This is a genomic window from Chitinophaga sp. YR573 (assembly GCF_900110995.1).
In the GTDB taxonomy this organism is placed as follows: Bacteria; Bacteroidota; Bacteroidia; order Chitinophagales; family Chitinophagaceae; genus Chitinophaga.
In genome coordinates this window covers 530,097-547,565 of sequence record NZ_FOJF01000002.1, presented here as the reverse complement: position 1 = coordinate 547,565, position 17,469 = coordinate 530,097, and the positions used below count along the sequence as shown (strand labels likewise).

Below are 17,469 nucleotides of genomic sequence, written 5' to 3'. Positions count from 1 at the left end.
AATAAGTTAATTCCGGTCTCTGATGATAGTGATATAACCTTTCGCAGTCTTACCACCTTCAATCGTTAAAATATAATAGTAAGTACCTTCTGGAAGTGCTGAACCATTCATAGTACCATCCCATTCATTGTTGTAGTTTCTACGTGTGTATACCAGTCGGCCGGTACGATCGAAGATCCTCACTTCATTGTTTGGATAGCTATCTATGTTTTTGATTACCCACTTGTCATTCTTACCGTCACCATTTGGCGTCAGGATATTGATCGCATCTACCTTGAAGTCTTCCACCACTTTCACACTGATTGTTGCGCTGTCGCTACAACCTTCTGCATCTGTCACTGTTACGCTGTAAGTGGTGTTCTCCATTGGTCTTGCTTCCAGGATATCAGTCAGCTGACCGCTGATATTACCGTCTGCATTATTCCAGCTGTAAGAAGTACCACCGGTTGCGGTGAGGTGGACAATATCTCCTTTGGAGATCGCATTTCCTTTATCGCTGCTGATGCTGATAAGCGGTAAGCTATTGGCTGTGATAGTAAATGTGCGGCGTGATGTATCAACACCTCCGTTGGCAGTACCACCATTATCTTTAATTGTTACGGTCACTGTTGTGATACCAGATGTACCTGCTTTCAGCTGGTAGGTAATTAAACCTGCCGCGCTAACTGACAATACATCAAAGTTTGGTTTATCCGCACTTACAGAGAAGCCATATGTCTGATCAGTTTCCACCGCAGAAGCGCCGGTTAACTGTATCGTATGAGAATCTGTGTTTGTACACATTACCACGCTGCTGACAGGATCCAGTAAAGGTGCCTGGTTCACCAGTTTCACATTCACTGTTACAGTTTCTGCAATGCTGGTATTTAATCCATCGCTTACCGTGATAGTGAGCGTAACAGTGCTATTCGCCTTACTGTTAAGAAGTGCCACATTCTGAACATGGATGCTACCAGTGTTATCAATGGAGAACGCTCCACCGGAATCATCGCTGGCGATCGTCCAGTTCTGTAAAGTACCCCTTGCTTCCACAGCCGTTACTGTTCCAACCAGTGTACCAACCGGGCTTCTTTCAGCAATATTGAAAGTTAGGCCGGTCGCAATAACCGGAGCAGTCGCATCATACACAATAGCTAAAAGGTTATTTCCTGAATTACCATTACCAACAACGTTCACCGCTGAACCAGCTGGTACGTTAACATTTACAACACCATCAGCAAAAGGAGTTATTAACGCCGTATAAACAATATTATCTGTTGTTTGCAGATTGCTGACTGTTGCATTAGATGCTGTAATATCACTGCTGGTCAAACCTGTCACCGCCTCAGTAAATGATAATTGTACGGTGAATGGTGTATTTACAATAACACCAGCCGTGGTAGAGATATATACCAGAGGAGTGGCCGTATTCACAAACACACCAGCAGTACTGGCTATATTGTTCAGCGTCACTACAGCATTGTTAGTTGCAACATCCTTTATACTACCTCCATTTCTTACCAGACTAACCACTGTAATACCATCCATATCCATATCGCCTGGCTGTACTGTGTAACTGAAGACTAATGCACTGGTACCACTACCACTTACATATGCAGCGTTTACGCCACCAGTAGTCAACGCTACATTGATATAAGGAACTCCCGTTGCCGTATTTACTATCACATTTTCACTGTAGTTAACCACAAAGTTAAGTGTAGTGCCATCCTTATAATATCCGTTCGCCGGTACAGCTACTGAAGTTACAACAGGCGCTGTAGCATCATACATTACACTTAAGCTATTAGATGCAGTATTATCATTGTTACCTATGTTCACAGCCACCGTAGCAGGAACATTAACACTCACCGCACCATCTGTTACTGGTGTTACCAGTACGGTATAGGTGATATTATCTGTGGTTTGCAGGTTACTCAATGTGGCATTCGATACAACGATATCCCCGATTGCAAATCCTGTTACGGCTTCGCTAAATGTGATCGTTGCAGTAAATGGTGTGTTCACAATTGCAGCAGCTGCAGTAGACAGTACCACCGAAGGATGTGATGTATTTACAAACACCCCTGCTGTACTACCTGTATTATTCAGTGTTAATACAGCATCATTGGTAGCCGCATCTTTTATAGTACTACCATTTAATACCAGGCTGCCCACTGTGATACCATCCATATCCATATCCCCATTCTGCACGGTATACAGGAAGTTTAATGCCTGCAATCCTGAGGTACCCAGGAATGATGCCTGTACAACAGTAGAACCAATCGTTACATTAATATAAGGATTACCACCTGTTGTATTCAGTACTATATTCTCACTGAACTGAACTGTGAAGGCAAGATTACTTCCGGCCTTATAATAATAATTCGCTGGTACTGTAACTACAGTAACAACAGGCGCTGTTATATCATAGGTAACACTTAACGTATTTGAAACCGTATTACCGTTATTACCAATATTTACAGCAGCATTTGCAGGAACGTTCACTGTCACTATACCTTCCGCTGTTGGTGTTACCAATACGGTATAAGTAATGTTATCTGAAGTTTGCAGGTTGCTTAATGTAGCATTGGATGTTACAATATCTCCTATGGCGAAACCTGTCACAGCTTCATTAAAGGTGATCGTTGCCGTAAATGGTGCATTTACTTTTGCAGCAGCTGTGGTAGATACTACTACTGTCGGTTGCGCTGTATTTACGAATACTCCCGTTGTACTACCTGTATTATTCAGTGTTAACACCGCATTATTGGTAGCCGCATCTTTTATAGTACCACCATTCAGTACCAGGCTGCCCACTGTGATACCATCCATATCCATATCTCCATTCTGCACGGTATAACTGAAGGTCAATGCTGCTGATCCCGATGTACCGGTACATGCTGCCTGTACAACTGAAGAACCAATGGTCACATTGATATAAGGTGTACCACCTGTTGTATTCAGGATAATGTTTCCATCAAAATTAACAGTGAAGCCAAGCGTAGTTCCAGCTTTATAATATCCGTTTGCAGGTACAGCCACAGATGTAACAACAGGCGCTGTTCCATCATAGGTGAAACTGATTGTATTGGACGCTGTATTATCATTACCAGCAACGTCCTGAGCCACAGCAGCAGGAACGCTGATATCTACTGCACCATCCGCAACAGGTGTTACCAGTACCGTATAAGTAATATTGTCAGAAGTCTGCAGATTGCTTACCGTCGCATTCGTTGTTACGAAATCTCCGGTTGTCAAACCTGTTACAGCTTCACTAAACGTGATGGTTGCTGTAATTGCCTGGTTCACTAATGCCGGTGCAGCAGTTGATACTACTACAGCAGGCTTTATTCCATCTACAAATACACCTGTCAGGCTACCTACATTCTGCAATGTTACATCTGCATCGTTGGTAGCTGCATCTCTTATTGTACCTCCATTGGTTTGCAGATTAGTTCCCAGACTTGGTCCGTCCATATCAAGGTCGCCAGACTGCACCGTATAACTGAAGGTTAATGCACTTGTACCACTACCGCTTACATAACTGGCATGTACAGTACCGGTAGCGAGTACCACATTTAAATAAGGAGTACCACCCGTTACATCCACTATAACATTCTCCGAGTAATTAACGGTGAAGTTCAGTGCAGCCCCCAGTTTATAATATCCATTTGCAGGTACGCCAACTGTTGTAATAGTCGGTGCCGTTGCATCATACATTACAAGTATGGTGTTGGATGCAGCATTACCATTGTTAGCGATATTCACCGCAACATTAGCCCCAACAGCTACACTTACATTCCCATTTGCAGTTGGTGTAACCAGTACTGTATATGTAATGTTGTCTGCTGTTTGCAGGTTGCTGAGTGTAGCGTTAGTCTTAGTAATATCTCCGATAGTAAATCCTGTTACAGCTTCACTGAAAGTGATAGTAGCAGTATATGGTGCGTTTACTATTGCAGGAGCAGTGGTTGACACTACTACTGAAGGATGTGCTGTATTCACAAACACGCCGGAAGTATTGCCTACATTATTCAATGTAAGTGTCAGATCATTTCCGGCTCCATCTTTTATGGTGTGACCGTTTAAGTTCAGGCTATTTACTGCAATACCATCCATATCCTGATCACCATCCACTACGGTATACCTGAATGTCAGCGAAGTCGTTGTTCCACTTATATATGTTGCCTGTACAACACTGCTGCCAATAGTAATATTAAGATATGGAGTACTACCGGCAAAACTCATAGCAATAGGTTCTGAGAATGTAACGGTGAAGTTCATATTGTTACCTGTTACGTAATAACCATTCGCAGGTACGCTTACAGAGGTGACAGCAGGTGGTGTTATATCGTACAATACATTTAACTGTGCAGCATACGTGTTACCATTATTACCAATATTCACTGCAACATCTGCAGCTACATTCAGTGTAACGGAACCTTCTGCTGTTGGTGTTACCAGTACGGTATAAGTAATATTATCTGAAGTTTGCAGATTGCTCAGGGTTCCATTACCAGCAGTAATATCTCCGATAGCAAATCCTGTTACAGCTTCGCTAAAGGTGATAGTGGCAGTAAATGGTGCATTTACAACACTGAGAGTGCTAGACAATACCACGGAAGGATGCGTAGTATTCACAAACACATTTGCAGTGCTGGCGATATTATTCAAGGTAAGTGTAGCATTATTACCCGCAGCATCTTTTATGGTACTGCCATTCAATACCAGGCTACCTACTGCAATACCGTCCATATCCTGATCTCCATCCACTACAGTATAGGCAAAATTCAACGCATTTGCGGTTGTACTAATAAGTGTTGCGTGTACAACGCTGCTGCCGATTGTTACATTAAGATATGGGTTGCCACCTGTAGTATTTACAGCAACAGCTCCATCGAATGTAACGGTGAAGCCCAGATTATCACCTGCTTTGTAATAACCATCCGCTGGTGCACTAACTGAACTCACTACCGGTTTGGTAATATCATAAGTAAAGCTCAGCGTATTTGTGGATGCCTGATTTGGATTACCAGCCACATTCAGAGCTACAGAAGCAGGTACACTCAAACTTACCGGACCATCAGTAACAGGCGTTGCTGTTATACTGTAAGTGATATTATCTGAAGTAGTAAATGCTGTAATTGTTGCATTGGTTGCCTGAATATCTCCACTTGTAAATCCTGTTACTGCTTCACTAAAGGTGATAGTAGCAGTAATAGCATGATTTAATAAAGGAAGTTCTGAAGAGGCCAATGTAACTGTTGGTCTGGTCGTATTTACGAACACACCTGAAAGACTACCTGGATTTTGTAATGTAACATCGGCTGTATTACCAGCCGCATCATTAATTGTAGCACCGTTTGTCTGTAAGTTAGCACCCAGGGAAGGACCGTCCATATCCGCATCTCCATCTACCACAACATAAGTGAAAGTCAATGCACTGGTACCGGAGCCGCTCACATAACTAGCCTGTACAGTACCGGAATTAAGTATGACATTCAGATAAGGTGTTCCACCTGTTACATCTAACACTACATTCTCCGAGTAATTAACAACGAAGTTCATTGATGAACCGATCACATAATATCCGTTAGCAGGTACCCCTACTGATGCAACTGTTGGTGCAGTCTGATCTACTGTCCAGTTGTAAGCAACTGGCGTTGAAAAATTACCAGCAGGATCTTTTGCCCTTACTAACACCGAATGTGCGCCATCTGTAAGACCGCTATAAGTAGCCGGAGACGAAATAGGATTAAATGGTCCAGCATCAATACTACCCTGGAATGTACTGCCAGCTTCATTGGAAGAGAAAGTGAAAGTTGCACTTGTACTATTTGTAAGACTAGCAGGACCAGTTAATATTGTTGTTACCGGAACCGTCTGATCCAGTGTAATTGTAGAATTGTAACCTTGTATATTACCTGCATTATCACCATACTGCACATATACCGTTTTCAATCCGTCACCTGCAGAAAGCGCCCAGGACTTGCTGGTTGCATATGCTTGATAAGAACTCCATGCACTACCATCATTAGAGAAACGCATCTGTATGCCACTCGCATCCGTAGCCGCAAGCGTTAATGTTACAGTAGCATTGTTGGTAAGCGTTGCACCACTATTGATGACTATTGAACCAACTGGTGGTGTTTTATCTATTGTATATGCCGGACCACTGGTATAAGGAACATTGGTAGTAGTAGGAACAACTCCCGTTCCTGTTACATTCAGCCGTATTGTACCATCACCGGTGCCAGTATTGACACTCACTACATAGGTAGTTCCGCTGCCGGATACACCGGATACAGCCGCACCTGTAACGCTACCACTAGTGGTCAAACCGAATGATGACGGGGTAACACCTGTAACAGACTTATTGAAAATTACCGCGTAAGTAACAATGGTGGCAGCTGTTGGTGTTGAATTTAAGCGCGTAACAGCGCTAACCAAAGAAGTAGGCGGATCAAGGCGTACGATTCTTCCGCTACCTGATGCAGCGCCATCATTCGCAAATATCTGTCCGCTACTATTCACTGCCAGTCCCCATGGGTAAGTAGGTGCGGCGCTTGCAAGTCCGGCATAAATCGATGTTCCTGTTGCGCCAACCGTCACAGGATATGTATACTTTACCACCTGCGCAGTGGTGGCATCTATACCTTCACTGGTATATAAATTATCATTGTCATCAATAGTCAGTGCAGTATATGATTTGTTTGTTCCCAGCGTAGTAAGACTATAAGACGGATAACTCAGTTTATATAAACTGCCGCCATTCGTTTCCAGGAAACCCAGGAAGAAAATATCATTATGGGAATCAACAGACAAACCCCAGGGATAAGTGAGGGTGGGACCAGGATAAGTAATTCCGTTATAAACAAGAGAACCGGTACTGCCTTCAGCACCTGCCGGGTATTTCCACACCTGATAATTGCTAACCCCATCATATTCCAGTGATAGTAAGTTATCAGAATTATCTATTGCCAGGGATGAATAATAGTTACCTGTATGGATAACTGCACTCGTACCAGTAGCAGCCCTCCATTTAATAATTTCCCAGCCATCATCCTGATTAGCATTTGTTACGAATACATCTCCGCTGCTGTTCACAGCAAGTCCCCAGGAAAAAATAAGGCTTCCTGAGCCTGCATTCAAACCAGTAATAAGCACTGTAGCAACAGCCGGATCACCGCCAGTAAACTTAACTACTTCGTAATTGACGCCACTGGTCAGCCGCACCACGTATATATTATTCGACTGGTCTTTAGCCATGGCAGGATACTCACCACCACCAGTAGCTATCGTAGTCGCCGTATACTGAGCGAAGCCCTGATAGCCAGTGAACAAAAAGCATAATATCAGCAATAGCTTGCTGATAAATTTTGTAAAAGTGTTCTTCATATGAACATATTAATTAAATACAGAGAAAGGGGTTTTGCCATCCTGACACGGATTCATTATGGATCAATTCAAATTCTTTCGCATCATAGCGCATTCCTTTTCCCTGATCAACAATAATTTTATTTATTTTATTTCCTGAGGTAGTTATTTTTATAATGTTAGATACCGGTAAAGCAAATCCTGAGGAAGGATAAAAATTCTTCTCTCCCCTGGGACCATTGATGACACCAGTTCTTAGTAACTGCTTAACGGTATCCCAATCTCTTTTTTGGGCGTGGGGCAACAACTCTCTCCACATCAGTCCTGCTTCATATCCCATTAAAGCATACATATTAGCTGGCTGATGTGCAATACTTTCAAACTTCTTCACAAATGCCTGATTGGCTTTATTTTCATCTTCACGCATCCACATCATGGATGTATATATTTGCAGGTCTGCATGTTTTATATCATCCAGTATATCATCATATGCCATTGTTTCATTTATCAGCAAGGGGATCTTTTTATGGAAACCACTCTGTATCCATTTTTCCAGGAACCTGGTTCCCATGTTGCCGGCAAATATAGCATGTACGTATGGCGGGGCATCTTTTGATAGTTGATCAAAAATAGCATCTAGCTCCATACGGTCCGGTTCATTATGATCAAACGGTAATACATTAAAACTGATCTGCGTGCCGCCTGCTGCCGCTACTCCCTGTTGAAACGCACCAGTCAGATGATAACCTGCCTCATATACAGGCATTATCATCCGCCCGCCATTCCCCAGGTTACTTTGTGCCCAATGACCCAATGCATACTGTGATTGCCATAGCTGGTGCGATGCATAGAATACATCAGGGCTCAGGTAAGGAAAATGTGGAACATATTCCCCCATATCAAAGAAGAAAGCAGGCTTCTTATCGTTTTCAATTAACGGGATCAATCCGGGTGCAGCTTTGTAACTGACTAAACCAGACAGTATATCCACCCTGTTAAAAAAAAGCAGTTTACGGGCAGCAGCAACAGATGCTTCCACCCCTCCCATTTGAGTATACTCAAACATAAACTGTACAGACCTTTGTCGTACAGGATCAAGCCCCATACCCAATAACCAACCTGTAACCAGGTGGCTGGAGTAATGCGGATAAATACCAGAATAAGGAGTGAGGAACCCAATAGTGAGGGGTGGCTTCATACTATACTACTAATTAATTACGGCTAGGGAAAATACCTTCTAAAGCAATAATATAACTGATTGCCAGATAAGGGTCCTGAGTAGCTACAGCTGCGCCACTACCGGTAGCACCAATAGTTACACTACCAGTTACAGTGCCTGCGGCCAGTGTTGTACTATCATTTTTCACAGCATAACCTTTGATTTGAGTAGCACTTGGACCACCCCCAATTGTAGGTAATACAGCAGGTACAAGCGTAGGACCCGGAGTATTAGTAGTAGCTGCTGCAGTTGATGCTGATGGCGTTACAATCAGGGTACTTACATCCGTGGTATGCGTATGTGCAGGCAGATTGTTGATTGTCAGTATCACTGACTCAGCACCACCTGTTTGCCCTAAAGTATAATTTGGACGACCAACACCCTGCCCTTGTCCGATAAGTGTACGACCTCTCAGATCAGGTAAGCCATAGGTAGTCATACCATCGCCGCCATAAGTAGTTCCCAGTAAAGAGAATAATGCGGCATTCTGTGAAATTGACAATAGCTGGCCATAACAAAATGCCCAGCCCCTGGGGTTGAAATTACCGCCGAATGCGCAGATTAGCGCCAGAAATGCATCCATGTTTCAAGAGAAAATTTAAGTGATATAATAATAGTTAACGGTTATCCTTTATTGAAATCAGGAAAATCAATGCTTGTGCCTCCACGCTTTGCAGATAACACTGCCAATGGCCCGATAATGCTATTGGTAGCTGCTGCATACACACTATGCGAAGACTCTTTCACTCCGGTAATAAAATCCTGCAACGCAAGCGCTACATTATCATTTTCCGGGCTGCGTTTGAAACGTTCATTCCGCATAGCAATCGTATATTCCTGCAGGTAAGGCTTATCAGCTTCCCATACGTGGTTGACAGCATCTTTCTTATAAATGGATTTAGCTACATCCATCCAGCTGCCTTTACTTCCTTTAACGTGAAAACCGGTAGACAGATCTCCTGCACCTGATTGCAGTTGCACTGTTTGTCCTTCTGCAGTTGTCAGCGTAATAGTCTCCAACATACCACTGGTAAAGGACAAGCCAGTTTTGGGATGTGGTCTTTTAACCACATACTGCTGTCTCTCCTTCGTAGTACGCAACGATACAAATGCATTCCCTGTAATCCGCGCTACTGCTGTTGCAGGATACACAGGATAAGGTGTACGTTCACCATTCAACTGATGATGATTTGCACCGGCACGTACTGCTTCCACTGTACCAAAAACACCTTCCTTCACCATATTAGCCGCAACGATCAGATCACTGCGATAGTTATGTTCATCCAATGTAAAATACTGACAGCCCGTTTGCTCACTTGTGCGTACAATGTCCCAATGTTCCGCAAGGGTTGTCCCCATTATCGTTCCGCAGGCTACGTGTTTACCGGCGAGCATCGCTGCCCTGGCTATTTCGTAGTGCTGATGCCATGGAGCCGCTATCAATACTGCATCAATATCTTTGCGTTCCAGCAATGTTTTATAGCCATCGGTATATACATCCGGGCGACTATAACCTGCTTTGTTAAAGAGCTCCAGTCCTGTTCGTACAGCTACCGGATCAATGTCGCAAATAGCCCTTACATCAAGATCTCTATGCTGTAAGGCATGAGAAAGATACTGTTGTCCCCATGGACCAATACCGATAAAAGCTACACGTAATCGGGACCCTGTCCCCGCATTCAGATAAGAAGGCAAAAAGGTAAGCACAGGGGCAAGCATAGCAGCATTCTTTAAGAAATGCCGTCTGTTTGAAATTCGCATACAGAGTAAATCCTATTAGGTATAAGAAATAAAACGTAGGCACCAACAAATAGACAAAACAATGTAATCGAGGTTCTTTAATAAATTGTCCGGGTAAAATTTCCAATGTAGAGGCAAAGATATATTTTCTTTTCATCAAAAAGCAATCATTTTAGATATGTAGTAATAATACTACGTACCTATTAACAAACAACAGCTCGTTATGAGTCCTTTCTTGTTAAGAAAATATCAATACACTTAAAAAGACCCCTGATAACCTTTTAAAAGGGTTACACTGATTTATTATAAATCAGATTTAATCATGTTTGCTCTTTAGTCGCAATACATTTACAGAATATGGGGCCAGTTGCAGGTTAAATGAACCGGAATTAACCGGTACCTGATGTTGCACAGGTATATATGCTTCAGGTTTTTCAAAGGAGTTCTCCGAAATTTCACTGTCTGAGGCAAGTGTTATCAACTCCGCGGTCTTATCGATTGTCACTGCACTATCCAGTTTTATAGTTGTGTTAGAGGAAGTTGCATTCGCATTCACCACTTTTATAATAATGTCTCCGGTACTCTTCTCTTTCCCTGCAATAGCGAAAACTTTAGCAGGCTCCCGGTAACTCATTAAAAGTTCATTATCAAGGTAACAATCTACCTGATCCACCTTAACCTCTAAACGTATATCATACCAACGGTCTTTTTCTATAGGATGTTTTAGACGGCGCTGATCACTAAGGTCAGATACATCATAGCCTCCTGTCACTCTTTCAAATACGCAATTCTGGTTCACATAAGAGCCGATATGCGCTCTTAAGCAGGTGTTATTGTCCTTTACAGCAAAAGGGATAATAAAGGCGTTAAAACCATCCTTTTTGCGTGCTTTTAATGTAAGCGTATAGGTATCAAATGATTTCCCCTTTAAAACAGCCATTAGTTGTGCCCCTTCTGCCGTTTGTGATAAAGCACTGTCGTGTACAGACCACGTCCCTCTTAATAACTGCCAGTCCTGAACGCTCTGTATAAAGTCACTTTTGTATAATAACTGATCCCCCTGCCTTACTTCTATATCTTTATATTCACTTTGTGTATCCCAGGTGCTTAATCCTATACCGCCGCTGAAAGCTGGTGCTGTTGAAGGTGCAGTCGTCACCGTAGTCGCCAGGTTTACATCAGGTCTGTTGTCATTAAACATTTTGATAGCATAATAAGAGATCCTCGCAAAACTATGCGCTGCATCAAAATTAATCAGGTTCACCGGCCAGTCTATATCATGTACATTTACCAGCAACGGCGCATAACTGGACATCTTCACCAGATCGGAATTTCTTTCCATCGCCATCATATACACCGCATCACTTAATGTAGCTGCCATATTACCCGTGCCTACACCGGCATTCGTTGCATACTCTCCCACATACATCTTCCAGTTACCTCTTTTATACTTATCAAAATGGTTATCATGATTAAACGACCAGTAAACTCCCTTATATGCATGTTCATCTGCCAGGTCTATATGATGCATACTATCCATCGTATTCCGGTTCACATCCCCTATTCCCATACTGGCTATAATCTCTATTGACGGATATCTTTTTTTAATCGCATCATAAAAACGATTATAACGCACTGCATACTCCGGCCCATGTTGTTCATTCCCCACTTCTACATACTTTAATGGGAAAGGTTTCACATGCCCGTTAGCTGCCCTTATCTTCCCCCATTTAGAGGTAGCAGGACCTACCGCATATTCTATCGCATCCAGCGCACTCTGAATCACACTATCTATATCATTCGTGAAAGTTCCACTTCTGTAATCACAGGAAATCCCTACATTAAATACATACAAGGCCGCTGCATGAATATCCTCACAGTATTGCAGGTATTCATGGTAACCAAATCCATCGCCCGACCAATACCCCCACAGACTATACGTACCAGGCCGTTTCTCAACAGGTCCCAGTGTACGTTTCCAGTCAGGTGCACTTTCAATATTGATCCCCTCAACATAACAACCACCTGGCCAGCGTATAAACGCAGGTTTTAAATCTGCAATGTAATTCGCAAGATCTAACCTTAAACCATGCTGCTTAAATGTCTGTTGCGGAAACAGGGAAACAAAGTCGAGATAAGCAACACCTGTATTACCAAAAGACAATACAAAATGTGCTGCAGGATCTGATTTAACAGCAGATAACGTAGCCGTATATTTTGCCCATCCTTTTTTATTGATATCAGTAAAAGTATAACTGGCAAGAATATCTCCGTTAGATGATTGTAATGAAGCTGTAACCGGACCTTTATAATTCCTTGCATAAAATTGCAGTTCATACTTACTCCCCGCTACCGTATTAATCCCCCAGAAACCTTCATTCATCAGGCTTGCATTTTTTGCTTTAATGTTTACTTCCAGAGAATGATGATTCAATGGTTTTTTATCTGTTAAAGCCAGTTGTATCCCATCCGTAGCAGACCAGGAAGGCCACTCACTTTTAACAGGCCATTCCATTTTCCAGTCGCTGATCTGATGACTGGAAAAATGAGGTGTTCTTTTAGGTACAATGAACCCATCTTCCAACGTAGTTCCCTGTGGCAGATTACTTTCCTCAAAACCACGGTTTTGTATCAGCTCTGCGTATAATCCCCCTTCACCGGCATGACTGATCTCTTCAAAAAATATTCCATGTAAGGTGGGAGAGATTCCCGCACCTTGTTGTTGTGTATTTATATTAATCACTGTTTGTGCATTCGCAGCGCTGCAATAAACAATACCCGCTATCAACAGTTTTTTCATTTTATCAGCTTTATCAGCATCACGCCATGTGGTGCTATTGATTTAGTAAAAGTGGATTGTAATTGACCGAGATCTTTCTGTCTCCATACATCATGGATAACATGATAATGATCCAGCCCCAGCGTTTTCCAGTTCACCGTTATAGTACGCTTAGTAGTATCCATATTAAAAATGCCAACGGCTTTCGCTCCATCTGCCAGGTCTTTCACCCATACATCAGCAGATACCCTTTTTGCCTGACTACCCAGTTCATCCTGATCTATCGCCAGCACTTCATCATTCGTCAACAGATTTAATGTAAAGTCGTCCAGCTTATCCAGATCACATCCTATCAGTAAAGGAGCAGATAACAAACACCATAAACTCACATGTGTATACTGTTCATCAGGCGTTAAACGCGAAGCATGTAAATTCTCTCCCCATCCTACTTTCCCCACAATCATCATATCAGGATCATTCCAATGACCAGGGCCGGCGTATGCCTGCAATTTATCCTGACTAAATCCTATCCTCTCCATACTCTCCCAGGTATCTTCTATATCTTCTGTAGTCCGCCAGGATTGTCCATCCACTTCACGTCCCCATTTCCACACATCCTTCAATCCATACTGACAAATACTATAAATAATATCCCTGTTTTGTTTACGCAATGCATGCTGCATAATCCGGAAAGGTTTAATATACCCTTCCAGAGAAGTATCCGTTATAGATTCATAACTGCACCAGTCGTATTTAAGATAATCTACTCCCCATCCCGCATAAGTACGTGCATCACTTTCCTCCTGCCGGTAAGAACCCAGGAACCCGCCACAGGTCAATGGTCCGGGAGAAGAATAAATACCAAACTTCAGTCCACGCTGATGTAACCAGCTACCTAATGCCGGCATATCCGGAAACTTACTATTCGTAACAATACTGCTATCCGCAGCCCGGGCAGGCGCTTCCCATCCATCATCCACATTGATATAACTCCAGCCATGATCAGCCAACCCTTTATCCAGCATTGCCTTTGCAGAACTTTGTACCTTTTCTGCACTAACATTCACGCCCCAGCAATTCCAGCTGTTCCATCCCATCACAGGCGTAAAAGACAACGTATCTCCTGCTTTAATAGTAAAGTTCTGAGCAGCGCTCCCTTTTACATTACTAACGTGTATGACTGTCTGATAACTACCTTTCTTATCCAATATCCCGGTAATAATACCCGTCTGAGTATCTAACGCTAATCCGGAAGGAAGATGATCTATATGATAAGTTAATGGTTTAATACCTGTGGCTGCTATCTTAAATAAAAACGGAGAGCCCGGCCTTACACCATATACTTTTGCAGAATTGATACGGGGAGCCGGAGACACAGGTGGTGTAAGAATATAAGGAAATGTTTGCTGATGATATACCTGCAAACCACTCCCCTTTTCTGTAAAACGATAATAGTAAGAAATACCTTCCTTATCAGGTACATTCAATACAAATGATAACTGCCCGTACGCAGGTAATTGCACCGCGATAGTATGATCTTTATAGGCAAGTGTACCGGAGACAGGTGTATTAAAGCGGTTATGTATATGCAAAGGCTGCGTAGCCATTCCATTCTTCCCATACTTAATTTCTTCCACCGGCATAGTGATATCCAGTCCGTCTGTTCGTTCCAGCATATCAATATAAGGGTCTCCCATAAAAATACCACCACTGCCACCACCATCATAATCACGGATGGCAATCACGTTATCCTCATCCCAGTGAATAGCAGGATCCTTCACCGATACATGATATTCACGCACCGCAGGCCATTTGCTCACATATCCGCCTTCATCTTCCGGGAAAGCGCCAGTTTTGCCAATCAGAACGCCATTCAGATAAGTGGCATCCACATCGTTAATATGTGCCAGGAAAATACGCAGACTATCTTTCCAGAATCCACTATTCTTTAATGAGGAAGGAATCTTTACATGAATGCGGTACCAGGCATATCCATGATAACCATCATAGCCCTGCTCCTGCCATACATGACCTGTACGCACCGGCTTCCAGTGAACATCCTTATAGGAAGATAAAGCCCATGCAGCAGTATCACCGGTAGAAAAACGGGCAACAGGTAAAGGTATAAAGTTGCGGTGCTGGGCAAATGATGACAAGCTTATTGTAAGAGTAAATACTATCAGCCAGGTTTTAGTCCACATACTGTAAACTTCCCACTCTTATAGCAGAATCCGTTAACAGATATTACCCGGCTTTGCTTAGATTTTATCAATTACAATGAACAGTTTTCATGATAATTGATCAGTTCTATGGGAGTCTGTTCAAATTCAAAGCCGTTATAAGCTACCAGCAGATCATCAAGTACTGCTTCTACTTCCTGCGGATCATCTGTAGATACCAGTCTTTTGCGGAACAGCGCAAACTCCGGCAGGCCTTTCAGGTAACTGATATAATGGCGGCGCATGGCATATACACCGGATTCCGGGCCACGCCATTGCAATGATTTACGTAATTGTCTTTTACACACTGTTACCCTTTCGGCCAATGTAGGTGCAGATAACAGTTCGCCGGTCTGTATGTAATGTTTTACTTCGCGGAAGATCCAGGGATAACCGATGGCAGCACGGCCTATCATGATCCCGTCTACACCATAGCGGTTCTTGTATTCCAGGGCTTTCTGCGGACTGTCAATATCTCCGTTGCCGAAAACAGGAATGTGAATGCGGGGGTTGTTCTTTACTTTGGCAATCAGCTCCCAGTCGGCTGTGCCTTTATACATCTGGCAGCGGGTACGTCCATGGATGGCAAGGGCCTTAATTCCCACATCCTGCAGCCGTTCTGCCACTTCTTCTATGTTTTTGGTATGATCGTCCCACCCCAGTCTTGTTTTAACCGTTACGGGCAGATTAGTGGCTTTTACGCAGGCGGCAGTTAAGCGCACCATCAGGTCTATATCTTTCAGCACGCCGGAGCCGGCGCCTTTGCTGACAATCCCTTTAATAGGGCATCCAAAGTTAATATCCAGCAGATCTGGTTTGATCATATCTACGATCGTAGCTGCCATACCGAGCTTTCCCTCATCACCCCCAAAGATCTGTATGCCTACCGGGCGTTCTTCATCGAAAATGTCCAGCCTTTTACGGCATTTGGCGGTATCATTAATCAACCCTTCACTGGAAATGAATTCCGTATACATCAGATCGGCCCCATTATCCTTACATACCACCCGGAAAGGGGGATCACTTACATCTTCCATTGGTGCAAGCAACAAGGGAAAGTCGGGCAGCACGATGTTATCTATCTTGATCATTATATGTATCCGGGGATTGTTCCCGGAGCGCAAAAATATCAGTTTTTATCTACAAACTTGTAGTTCGCTTCGTTGTAGCGGTCGCCAGTATTCGGATATTTAGCCAGCAGGGCTTCAATCTCCTGTAAATCAGCCGTATTCAGTACTACATCTACAGATCCCGCATTGTCCAGCAGGTATTTACGGCGTTTAGTACCCGGAATAGGAATGATATCCTCTCCCTGTGCCAGTACCCAGGCCAGCGCCAGTTGCGCAGGTGTGCAGTTTTTAGTCCCTGCAATAGCAGCAAACCCTTCAGAGAGCTTACTGTTGTTTTCCGCATATTCTCCCTGGTAACGGGGCAGGGATTTCCTGAAATCATTGGCTGCCAGTTCGGATACATTCAATGCATTGGTGACTAACCCACGGGCCAGTGGACTAAAAGGCACAAAAGAGATCCCCAGTTCTTTACAAACAGGGATGATTTCCGCTTCTACGTCTCTTGTCAGCAGGGAATATTCACTCTGCAACGCACTGATAGGATGAACGGCATGCGCTCTGCGTAAAGAATTAGCAGACGCTTCAGATAAGCCTATATAACGGATTTTACCCTCTTTTACCAGGTCGGCCATGGCGCCTACCATTTCTTCTACGGGTACATTCGGGTCTATGCGGTGTGCATAGTACAGATCGATCACATCCGTCTGTAAACGTTTTAAACTGGCTTCTACCGCTGTTTTCATATAAGCAGGAGAACCATCAAATGTGGTGAGTTTATTGTCTTTATCAGCACGGAAACCAAACTTGGTAGCTATAAAGATTCTGTTTCTGTTGGGTTTCAGTACTTTAGCTACCAGTTCTTCGTTTTTACCGTTGGCATATACATCAGCAGTATCCCAGAAATTAATACCGATTTCCAGGGCTTTTTCCAGTGTGGCAATGGATTCCACGTCATCAGGTTCCCCATAGGCATGATTCATACCCATACATCCCAGTCCTATAGCCGATAATTCTTCCTGTGTAGCGCCTAATCTTCTATATTTCATATTTTTTTTATGCAAAGATCGGTCATCTGACAGTTTCCTG

8 protein-coding genes are annotated in these 17,469 nt (G+C 43.2%); all 8 read right to left on the bottom strand.

Annotated features, from left to right (window positions below; genetic code table 11):
- Nucleotides 1–6 precede the first annotated feature (6 nt).
- The 8 genes from BMW86_RS22115 to BMW86_RS22080 all read right to left on the bottom strand — a co-directional run bounded on the left by BMW86_RS22115 (nt 7) and on the right by BMW86_RS22080 (nt 17,429).
- Nucleotides 7–7,377: an Ig-like domain-containing protein gene (locus tag BMW86_RS22115; protein WP_089784121.1), complete on the bottom strand. Its 7,371-nt coding sequence runs from the start codon at nt 7,375–7,377 to the stop codon at nt 7–9.
- Between the two features lie 13 nt (nt 7,378–7,390).
- On the bottom strand, nt 7,391–8,554 hold the full coding sequence (locus BMW86_RS22110) for an ABC transporter substrate-binding protein (RefSeq protein ID WP_089784120.1): 1,164 nt from the start codon (nt 8,552–8,554) through the stop codon (nt 7,391–7,393).
- Between the two features lie 13 nt (nt 8,555–8,567).
- Nucleotides 8,568–9,158, bottom strand: coding sequence for a phage tail protein (locus BMW86_RS22105; protein WP_089784119.1), 591 nt, complete (start codon nt 9,156–9,158; stop codon nt 8,568–8,570).
- A 41-nt stretch (nt 9,159–9,199) separates the two neighbouring features.
- Nucleotides 9,200–10,336: a Gfo/Idh/MocA family protein gene (locus BMW86_RS22100; protein WP_089784118.1), complete on the bottom strand. Its 1,137-nt coding sequence runs from the start codon at nt 10,334–10,336 to the stop codon at nt 9,200–9,202.
- Nucleotides 10,337–10,631: 295 nt separating this feature from the next.
- On the bottom strand, nt 10,632–13,115 hold the full coding sequence (locus BMW86_RS22095; protein ID WP_089784117.1) for an alpha-L-arabinofuranosidase C-terminal domain-containing protein: 2,484 nt from the start codon (nt 13,113–13,115) through the stop codon (nt 10,632–10,634).
- Nucleotides 13,112–15,295: a putative Ig domain-containing protein gene (locus BMW86_RS22090; RefSeq protein ID WP_089784116.1), complete on the bottom strand. Its 2,184-nt coding sequence runs from the start codon at nt 15,293–15,295 to the stop codon at nt 13,112–13,114. Before BMW86_RS22090 ends, BMW86_RS22095 begins: the two co-directional genes overlap by 4 nt.
- Before the next feature lie 71 nt (nt 15,296–15,366).
- A complete protein-coding gene (gene dusB / locus BMW86_RS22085) occupies nt 15,367–16,404 on the bottom strand; it encodes a tRNA dihydrouridine synthase DusB (RefSeq protein ID WP_089784115.1) in 1,038 nt (345 codons plus the stop codon).
- Nucleotides 16,405–16,442: 38 nt separating this feature from the next.
- Entirely contained in the window at nt 16,443–17,429 is a 987-nt protein-coding gene (locus BMW86_RS22080; protein WP_089784114.1) for an aldo/keto reductase, read from the bottom strand.
- Nucleotides 17,430–17,469: the final 40 nt, after the last annotated feature.